Here is a 9,762-nt window from a genome sequence, read left to right as displayed (position 1 = left end):
ACCGCGTCAGGCCGCATTCCAGCTTGAACTACGAAACCCCGGAAGCGTTCAGCAAGAAAGCAGCAACAACTTTATCAACCGGAGCTATCCCAAGTTAGCGTGGTCCGAAAAAACCGGGCAGGTCACGATGTTTTCATAAAGCTTCATAGGTCGGCGAGCTAAAGCACTTATATTTCGCAGCAGAACCCTACCGACACTTTCCACAGTTGACAAGCCCCGACTGTGACCATGTTAAAACCGGCAAATGCATAAATTGCATTCCGTGCGGCTCGATAAGCCATTCATTACCAATTCGACGCCTTGGTCGTCACGTATCGGGGAATGCCAGGAAAGGAGTCCCGGTACATCGCGCTGAGTGACGTCCGGCCGCGTCCGCAGCATGGAGTTTTAAGGCATAGCCCGAGCCGGTTCAGCGTCTTCCACGGCGTCGTCACGCTGGTGGATACACCATGCTCGGCATGCAGCCACTGGCACAGTTGTTTCAGCGTCTGGTCGTTGACCGCTTGTATGCACGCCTAACTATTGGTGCGTGCGCAGAGCAGTTTGGCTACGCCTTCATAGCGGGGAAATTGCGCTTGGCAAGCCGTCAAGCAACACTGTTCAAACTAGAACAGGCAAAACTGAGGATTAAAGCGAAATGGGACGCCATCATCTTCATGTTTGTCGACATGAGACGTAAGCATCAGCAGAAAGGAACGTGCCGGGCCTCTGCTGGTCCATAAAGACGGCTCCGCATTCTTTAATACAAACGTCTGTAAGCGAGATGACATTTTCATTTCGTGTTCTATGGTCAACCGTATCGCTCTTGCTGCAATTTTCCTTGGAGCAGGATTAAATTCGAGATTTATGTCTAACAGTCTTTGGTCTAGCGATTGAAAGTATGCGCCTTTGCAAATGACGGCTCGTGTCCCTATTCGCTGGCACGCGGCGTCGACATTAAAGAAAGTCGTGTTACACAGTTGCTGGAATGAATCCGCAGCAACCAAGTGCTCTTTAAACGCCCAAGTATCGTGGTAAGCCCAAATGTCGAATAGCTGCCTTCCCACAGAGAAACGAAAGCCGCCAAACTTATTCATCACAGGATTAAACGGACGAATCAACGACAAGATTTCGTTTCTTTCAGCCATTGCCACGAGGTCGATGTCCGAACTGAACTCAGTCGCCTTGTTTAAGCCAAAGTCCCGGATCATTCCGCCAAAAACTACTGTTTCTGGCAAAAATTTAGCGATCTTATTAAGCAACCTTTGCACATCGGGTGTACTTGGTTTGGGCGTGTGAAGGTAACGGTGTACGCGTTCACCAACGGCTTGAGGATCTGTAAGCACTCGATACATGGCTTTAGTCTAGCTCGCAGTTTGACTGTAATGCCTTCAGTTCGTCATATAAGCTGATTGCGAATGAATCAGTCATGCCGGAAACCATATCTGTAAGAAGTTGGCACTTGACGTACCAGAGGGGCAGGGCGTTCTTGGCTTTTTCTGCGTCGAAAGTTCTGCGATAGTTCTCCGAAATTCTCGTCCAAACGTAACGAGCGAAAGGATGCTCTTGCTTTTGCTCCTCGACGCTTTTTCCTGCCATTCGATTGATGCTGAACCACAAAAGGTCCATTAACCCACGGATCGTGTTAAACCCTTGAAGTTCAAGGGCGAGGACTGACTTATGGGTATATCCGTGATTCAGGGAAAACTTCTTCAGCGAGGCCCTCAGCTTCTCGGCTTTACTAAGGGAAAGAAGGGGTTGTTCCTGAATTCCGTTAATGAAGGAGTGTAAGTGTTCGCGGTAGGCTGCAGTGGCCGATCTGAGCATCAGACCAATCGCAAATACCCGAAAGCGTTGCATGGATATGTCGTTTAGCTCAGCCGGCGACAGTGTCCCCATTTCCCGATAGTCTTTGTGCTTCGCATCCGCACGATCCGCTACCATCTTCGTCAGTTCATCGCTGCCTGCTTGGTGAAGAAGATATGTTATTAGATCGGAATAGGACGCCAGCCCTTTCTTAATCGCGTCTTCTGCATCAAGGACTACGTAAGCAATATCGTCACATGCTTCCATGATGTAGGCCAACGGGTGGCGCTTTCCGTAGCCGAGTCCGACTTTTTCAAGAACCTCATGTGCGATTGCAGCTTCGGACGCAAAGAAGCCGTGTTTTTTCTTCGCTACAACGTTCTTATCGATATCGCTTGATCGAACGGGATATTTCATCATCGCCGCTAGCGTTGCATAGGTCAGGTCGAGGCCGTACTCGGAGTCAAGAACCTGAAGCCTCGTAACTAGGCGAAAACCCTGTGCATTGCCTTCGAACAAACTGAAATCGCGGTAAAGCAATTCAGAGGTTTCTATCTCACCGGCGGACTGACCAAGAATCGTTTTACCAAGGATTTTCTCCTTGTGATCAATGAACCACCGCTGAATTGCTGCTTCCCCTTGGTGGCCGAAAGGCGGGTTGCCAAGATCATGGACGAGACCGATCGCCGCCAATAAGGACGGAACATCACGTTCGGCATTCTCCATTGTAGATCCCAAAATGCTTGGTTCTGAGTAGCAAAGACCGACGCCAAAGCTCCGAGCCAAGTTTGATACCTCATAGGAGTGGGTCAACCGGTTACGGACGCTGTCGTTCTTGTCTAATGGAAAAACCTGCGTTTTGTCGGCCAAACGGCGAACTGGTGTGGAGAAGAGAATTCGATCGAAATCTCGCTCAATTTCGGTTCGAGTCTCGTCAAGCGAGTGATCGCCTGGCTTTGATACCCCGACGGGCCTGTCTTTAGGCTTTCGCCGCTCCGAACTAAGGCGTCGTTTCCAAATCTCATGCAAATTCGGTTCAGCCATACTTTTCTCCATCAACACAGAATTTTATCATCTTCCCCTGAAGCCAATGTTCTGCCATTTTTGCAACGCATATGTTGCAGTGCAATGCATTTGCGTAGCCTGACCAGGAGAGGTACGCAGTCCGTAACAAAAACGCTGCCGGCGCCAATTCTCGGGGACCTCCAAACCCGCGATTTCAGCCAATATGCGCATCTTTTTTTGTGGTCAATGGCAAAAATGACAAAATTTGTTCGTGTGCCTATGCGCCTCAGTATGTCCTGCAAGAGGCGCAAAACGCAAATCGATTTAAGGCACTCAAAAGAGCGCGAAGGAGCGCTGTGACGGTAGACGAAGAACATGATTGCCCTTCAGGTTGACGCGCGCCTTGGAGGCGTCGCCAGATTCATCGACCACGACGATCTCGCCGCTCTGGTGCAGTTCCAGTAGGGTGCCCTCCACCATATCGCGCGTGGCAGGCGTTGTGTTGATCAGTTCCAGGAAAAACTGTTCGAACGTCATGCCTTCCGCGCCGTCGAACAACATTGCCGGGATTTGTTGCATCATGGTTTCCTTGCTCACCGTTGCTGCCACCTCGCTGAAATCAAATCCAGCCTGCAGCTTGTGCTCGTCGTCAATCTTGCTGATGTAGCCCGTGCTGAACATGTGAAAGCCCGCGTCCCCATAGTGGGAGAAATGGTTGTGATGCTGCCAATGCGTCGAAGCCATCACATCCCGCGCTTTCCAGTGCTGCGAGAGATGGAGAAGCCAGAAATCCCCATGCCCGCGTTCGGGACGGATAAAGAACGGCGTATAGAACTGGGCAGCGCATTGATCGGTGAGGTTCTGGTAGAGGGAAGATTGGAGGACGACACGCCAGCGAGGCGACTGCTTGATCTCGTCGATCTCCGACGCACGCACCGACGTGCGAATGCCCGTGGCATTCTGGAAGGCCGCGAGGTTGGTCGCGTTCAGGTAATTGATCAGTGTATCGATGTAAAAGGTGAGGATCACCTCCGCATATTTGAGTCTGAGGAAGATATCGCGCAGGCATTGCATCGGTACATCGGAATAGCCGTATTGATCCAGTACGAATAGCGCTCGTCCAGAGCGCGGGCTTCGATCATGGCACCGCTGAATGGCGGCACTGCAGTGCGCGGCGAATTCACCTGGGACCAAGCGCACTTTTCCATTAGCGACCGCGACGCCGTGTCCTCGCTCCTCCAGCAAGCGCCCAAGGTAATCCAGCGATTGCTTGCTGGCGTCAATGCAGATGAGTTCGACATCGATCAGAATGGGCTTGCGGCGGTTTTGCCGAAGATTCACAAGCTTTTCAGCCTCGCTTATCGCCTCGAGAATGATGAGAGGCGAACCGAGAACTTCCTGGCCATCCTCGTTGATGTAGAGGCCACCGCCGCAGAACCCATCAACGATGGTCAGCTGGATCTTGTCCTGCTGCGGCAGCGACACCAGCGTCAGAAAATAATCGACCAGATAGTTACGCAGAAGCGCGTGCTTGACTTCGCTATGCCGCTTGAGAAGCGGTGGCGGACTTCCCCAAATCCAACTGTAATGTGACATTGTGTGGCACGCTTGGCGCGCTCTTGTGGTCCCTGCCCAACAATGTGCCCTTGCGGGCCCGCAAAATCAAGCGCGTCGAGGGGCTTCTTCGACAGATGCCATGCGGTTGACGACTGTGACCGGCATTTCATCCCAAGTCCGGCCATTCAATTCGCGGCCGTTGGCAGCCTTCGCTCGCTTCTTACCGTCCGCGCCCCATCCACCCCATTGCTTGAAGAAAAAGGCGACGCCCTGTTCCTGGCATTGTTCACGAACTGCCTCTGCCCACTCCGTCTTCATCGGGCGTGCCTTCGGCCCGGATTCGCCGCCCACAATTACCCAATGGATGTCCTTCAGGTTGAGTTCGCCAACGTCGGCCAGCAGCGGTTCGACGGACAAAAAACGGATGGTTGCGGGCACTTTGCGCAGATAATCGATACGCGGAACGCCGTATTTACGGTCCTCGACCGAGACCCCGAGCCACGCATTCGTCGGCACTGAACGCGTCCGGAAATAACGGGCCATTCGCGCGGCCCGTTTGGTAAGGATCTGATAGGTATGGTGCGGTGTTTGCGCGATGACCTCGAATACCCGGTCGATATACACGTCCGGCACCCGTTCGTGGAACAGATCCGACATGGAGTTGACAAAATAGACCGTGGGCTTCTTGCGCTTGATCGGGTCGTTAAGGCGCTCGGGCAAAAGAGTGAGGGCAAAGCCGTTTTCGTAGCCCGGCGTTCCCATGGCGGTCAGCCGCTTGGACATGGTCTCCGCATAGCAATGCTTGCACCCGGGCGAGATCTTGGTACACCCGACGGTCGGGTTCCAGGTTTGCTCCGTCCATTCAATCTTGCTGATGGTTGTCATCGATTTTCCCCCTGTTTTTTCATCTTAGCCTCACCGGCCGGCGGCGGTCTATAACTTCGGACGATTCCCCTGACGATACCAATGATGTTCAGCGTCTTCTCGGGAGTCGCAGCCGTGCTCTCCATGCCGTGTGATACGAGGCGCGGCTGGCCTCGATCATTCCTGAATTCCTTGATGGTGTGGCTGCCGTCGATTTCGGCCACCACGATGTCGCCGGTCAGTGCCTGCAAACTCGTCTCGACCACCGCGACATCGCCGCTCAGGATCCCTGCGTTCTGCATTGAATCGCCACGCATCTTCACCAGCACCGTCTTCGAGGGCTTGGCCAGCAATAGCTGATCCAGCGCCTGAGCCTGCACAAGTCCCGTGGCATTGCCATCCGCACCAAAGCCCGCGCGTACCTCATCGTCGCTCAACTCCAGCGTGAAAAAGGCAGGGCCCGGAGCCAAGCGCCCACCCGCTGACCTGGCTAAATGGCCGGAGGCGATCAGGCGCTGTGCTAGCTTGAAAGCTGCGTTCTTGGCCTTGAAGCCAAGCACCTTGGCAATCTCGCTGTACGAGGGCAAGCACCCGAACTGCGCATAGGTGTCGCGAAGCCGGCGCAAATGCACTTGATCATTGTTGGTTCGAGCCATTTCGCCATTATGGTAGACGGTCGTCCACTAATCAAGAAAAATAATTGGACGCCGCAGCGTGGCGTCCCTCAGATCAATAGCATCGATATCGTCGGCGGATCAGGAATCGAACAGGTTGAGGTTGCGACTACGGGCAATATCACCCCAAATGCGATCGGGTAACTCGTGGCGGGAGAGGAACACCATGCGATAGATGGTACGCCCCTTGCCATCGGTAATCTGCGGCATCTGCCCGCTGACCTTGAAGCCCAGATCCCACATTGCGCCACACCAAGCGCTGAAGAACCAGCCCGGCAGGCTGGCCTTGGACAATTCATCGGTAGGCACCCTGGACCGCCAGCCTGGAAGCGCGTGGTCGAACCGATCCCGCTGGGGATCGAGCTCCATGTCGATATTGCGCGTCAGGTCCATCAGACTAAAGTGGATGGCGAAGTCTACATACTGCAGCTTGGATAGGCGCTCAATGATGGAAAACGACAAGTACTCCAGGTTATAAGGGTCGATGTAGGCTAGAGCAAGTGCGCCGAACGGAACCGCCTTGATCATGGCGCCTACCGTTTCGGTCGCCGGCCCAACGAAGCCTTGTACCGTGGCACCGGCCGCGGAAAGGCGCAGTTGATTTGCGCGCACGCGGTCGGCGTCGATGTCGCCAATCAAGACGCGTGTGAAGGGGGCGCCCGAAACTACTGATTGACGGTATGCCGCGACCGAACCGCCATCGCGGGTGAAGGATTCGCCTACGACCTGAATGCGACCGGGACCGCAGAACGGATCGATCAGTACGCGCTGCTTGAACTTCGCCTGGGCTTTGCGCGTCGCATGAATGTATTGGGTGAGATAGAGGTGCTTTTCCTCCGGAACCCATCCGCCGACACCGCGCCCGTGCGGACCGAGTTCGATTGGCTGTTCAGGGTGGAGATCCTGACACTGAGGAGCGAGTTTGTCTGCATTCAATTGCTTTCCTCCCTAAGCTTGACAGCACTGGAATGACCGGGCAATCCCTGTCGCCTTTAAAAGTGTTCAGTCGGTTATTGATAACCGTTAAAAAATGGTAGCAGATTGGGCGGAAGTCAGTGTGCTTACAGATACTGCGCAGCAATACGGGGAGTGGCAGGGGACTCAGGCAAGGGGCAAACTCCTGATGCTTGATGGCGGAGGCAGACAACCGCGCATTGCTTTCCAAATTGCCTACCTTTCCGTATTAAGTTATCGAATGCATTTGTTGCAACCCTTTGATTCCTCATGTCTTGAATCTCAGCGACATAATCGCGGTTATCGGGGAAAAGCCCGTCTGTAAGGCCAACTTGCCAAGCGCAGTGAAAGCCAGCATGTCTTATTCGGAATGCGGTAGCGGCTGATTGTTGTGGGCAAAGGCCTCTAGTAATATACCTTGATATATACGAGACCATGGTATATATTTTTGGTATATCCATTTGGAGATAAGTCATGCGCCACATCGCCAAATTATTCATGAACGGTCGCAGTCAGGCGGTGCGCCTGCCTTCGAATTTCCGATTCAATTGCGATGAAGTCTATATCCGCAAAGATCCGGCCACCGGTGATGTGATCCTGTCGAGGAAGCCGGGATCGTGGGATGACTTTTTCAAATTGGTCGAAACCGTCGAGGTACCGAAGGATTTCATGGCGAATCGCGATAACGAGCCACCACAAGAGCGAGATTTATTCTGAACTCAACAACCGCGATCGGCAAGGATATGCGATGTCGCAGGGCAACAGAATCGGAGATGCCCCGTTTGTCATGCATTTTTCCCCACTCGCGCTCGGGGCTCGTACAAAGCGCAGCGGGGTGCCTTGTCTGGCTTAGTCGGATGAATCCATATCGTCTCGGCCGCTTTAACCCTTGGCTTGGCCAAAGCAGTTGATTACGTACTCAAGAGTCGCTGCCTGCGGTGAAACACTCATGCTTTCGATGCGCTTCAGTCGTCACGTTTGGTCGGCAGTTCAATCGCCAGTTTGATTCATTATCGCAAAGGAAACATGCATGAAAAGCTTCGAATGGGATACATCCAAGAAGATGTTTGTTGAGGTGGACGATCCCGCCTATAACCCTGAAATTGGCAGTGTCAGTGAAAGCATGGCCGCGGCGGATTATTTTGTTGAGTTTTCAAGCAAGGAAGAAGATAGCGTTGGGGCTACCGTCACGGTCTACGCTACCCAAGACAAAAACAAGCCGCGGTTTTATATCGACATCATGGGACAGAACACCGGCATTGCGACACTGGTCGCCCGTGGCTTCCCGTCACTCGTTGAGACACTGCACCAGATTCATCCTCTCTTGACACTGGCCGGACTTGACCAGTATTCGACGGCGCGCATTGGCGATCAACTCGACCGCAAAGAGCAGGCGAAACAGCGATGAACGGCGGCATGGAACGACCGCTGCGCTACATGCTCGACACCAACACGGCGAGCTACATCATCAAGGGCAATCCCCCTGTGGTGCGCGAACGCTTGCGCCAAGTGCCGATGGCCAGCGTGTGCATCTCCGCTGTCACGCAAGCCGAATTGCTGCTGGGCCTTGAAAAAAAGCCGGACGCGACAAAACTGCGCGAACTGGTCAACGAATTCCTGCTGCGTGTCGAGATCCTGCCGTGGGATAGCGACGCGGCAGAATCGTATGCGCGGCTGCGCGCCGACTGCGAGCGCAACGGCACGCCGCTCGGATCGATGGATATGCTCATCGCCGCGCATTCCGTGGCGGCCGGGACGGTGCTGGTCGCCAGCGACCGGGCCTTCTATAACGTCAAATTTGATCTGCATCTGGCGGACTGGGCACAACCAATGCCGCATTGACGCCGTGCGACGACGTCGTTATCAGAACCTGATCGGTGTTTTTCCGTCAAACATGTTTGGTATTGAGACGGAAATGGGATGAGCAGGAAGCATTATCCAAGCGATATCATCCGGGAGCAATTTGAGCAGATACGGCCATTATTGGACGGATCGAGAAAGAAGACGGCGCCGAGGAAATGGGATCTGCACGACATCTTCTGCGCCATCCTGTATTTGCTGAAGAATGCGGCGACCTGGCGTGCCTTGCCAGCGGATTTCCCCTCTCCGAGCACGGTGCGCTACCACTTTGATCGGGGGCGCCTAGCCATTGGACGAAAGCGGGAGCGGATGGCACGGAAAGCCTGCTGGAGCAGGCATTAAAAAAATCAGGTGGCGCCGCCATATCTCTCGCCTTGGGAAATTGCTTCGCATCTCCGACCGCAGCAAGGATTGCTGTTGCGCTTAAGTTTCCGATACCGGGAATCGTCGTCAGGCGGCGCGCCAGATCAGACTTGGTAGCAATTGCATCGATTTCCTTGGTAGCTGCGGCGATCTTCTGTTCGACTTCGCGAAGTTCGGACGTTAAGGCCGCGAGCATTTCGCGCATGCGCGGGGTGAGGTCGTTCTTCTCATCGGCGAGAGCCTTTTGGAGGTCCGCCTTGAAGGCGCCAGAACCGGGGCGCATAGCGACACCGAATTCGAGACAGAAGGCACGCATTTGATTGATCAACTGCGTCCTGCATGCGACTTGCCGATCACGAATAAGGTGCAGTGGCTGCATTTCCACCTGCTCTGTAGAGCGCGCCATGACGAAGCGCATCGTCGGCCGTGTGCCTGCCTCTGCAATTGCGGCCGCATCAATCACATCGGTCTTGTTTGACTTCACGTAGGGCTTGACGAACGGCGCCGGAATGATCCGCACGACGTGTCCCAACGCTTCCAGCTTCCTTGCCAGCCATTGAGAACCTGGACAAGCTGACCTGCTACCCGAGATTAGTACGGCGATAATGTAGAGTCTGCCCTTGGGAGGCAGGCATGAAAAAGCGATTCACCGATGAACAAATGATCGGCGTCTTGAAAGAAGCCGAAGCGGGAATGAAGG

9 protein-coding genes and 2 pseudogenes are annotated in these 9,762 nt (G+C 54.0%); 4 read left to right on the top strand and 7 right to left on the bottom strand.

Features of this window, described 5'->3' with window-relative positions; translation table 11 throughout:
- Positions 1-605: 605 nt before the first annotated feature.
- The 6 genes from ACYVIA_RS22060 to tcmP form a co-directional block, all read right to left on the bottom strand.
- On the bottom strand, positions 606-1,334 hold the full coding sequence (locus ACYVIA_RS22060; protein ID WP_460844431.1) for a hypothetical protein: 729 nt from the start codon (positions 1,332-1,334) through the stop codon (positions 606-608).
- A 4-nt stretch (positions 1,335-1,338) separates the two neighbouring features.
- Positions 1,339-2,829: a deoxyguanosinetriphosphate triphosphohydrolase family protein gene (locus ACYVIA_RS22055; RefSeq protein ID WP_460844429.1), complete on the bottom strand. Its 1,491-nt coding sequence runs from the start codon at positions 2,827-2,829 to the stop codon at positions 1,339-1,341.
- Positions 2,830-3,123: 294 nt separating this feature from the next.
- On the bottom strand, positions 3,124-4,386 hold the full coding sequence (locus ACYVIA_RS22050) for a three-Cys-motif partner protein TcmP (RefSeq protein WP_460844427.1): 1,263 nt from the start codon (positions 4,384-4,386) through the stop codon (positions 3,124-3,126).
- A 66-nt stretch (positions 4,387-4,452) separates the two neighbouring features.
- Positions 4,453-5,232, bottom strand: a complete 780-nt coding sequence (locus ACYVIA_RS22045; protein ID WP_460844425.1) for a DUF5131 family protein — start codon at positions 5,230-5,232, stop codon at positions 4,453-4,455.
- Complete coding sequence (locus tag ACYVIA_RS22040) at positions 5,229-5,867, bottom strand: LexA family protein (RefSeq protein WP_460844423.1); 639 nt, start codon at positions 5,865-5,867, stop codon at positions 5,229-5,231. The genes ACYVIA_RS22045 and ACYVIA_RS22040 overlap by 4 nt, the downstream gene beginning before the upstream one ends.
- Positions 5,868-5,966: 99 nt before the next feature.
- A complete protein-coding gene (gene tcmP / locus ACYVIA_RS22035; protein WP_460844421.1) occupies positions 5,967-6,821 on the bottom strand; it encodes a three-Cys-motif partner protein TcmP in 855 nt (284 codons plus the stop codon).
- A gap of 492 nt (positions 6,822-7,313) precedes the next feature.
- On the opposite strand from tcmP, the gene ACYVIA_RS22030 reads away from it, so the two are divergent.
- The 4 genes and pseudogenes from ACYVIA_RS22030 to ACYVIA_RS22015 form a co-directional block, all read left to right on the top strand.
- On the top strand, positions 7,314-7,556 hold the full coding sequence (locus ACYVIA_RS22030) for an antitoxin (RefSeq protein WP_460844420.1): 243 nt from the start codon (positions 7,314-7,316) through the stop codon (positions 7,554-7,556).
- Between the two features lie 313 nt (positions 7,557-7,869).
- The gene (locus ACYVIA_RS22025) at positions 7,870-8,247 is read left to right on the top strand and encodes a hypothetical protein (protein WP_460844418.1); all 378 of its coding nucleotides are present in this window, start codon (positions 7,870-7,872) and stop codon (positions 8,245-8,247) included.
- Between the two features lie 8 nt (positions 8,248-8,255).
- Entirely contained in the window at positions 8,256-8,681 is a 426-nt protein-coding gene (locus ACYVIA_RS22020; protein WP_460844416.1) for a PIN domain-containing protein, read from the top strand.
- A gap of 78 nt (positions 8,682-8,759) precedes the next feature.
- Positions 8,760-9,052: pseudogene (locus tag ACYVIA_RS22015) on the top strand (transposase); the annotation flags it as partial.
- A gap of 14 nt (positions 9,053-9,066) precedes the next feature.
- On the opposite strand, the pseudogene ACYVIA_RS22010 reads toward ACYVIA_RS22015, so the two are convergent.
- Positions 9,067-9,654: pseudogene (locus ACYVIA_RS22010) on the bottom strand (IS110 family RNA-guided transposase); the annotation flags it as partial.
- Positions 9,655-9,762: the final 108 nt, after the last annotated feature.

It is taken from the genome of Noviherbaspirillum agri (assembly GCF_054780595.1).
This window is presented reverse-complemented; position numbering and strand designations above follow the sequence as displayed.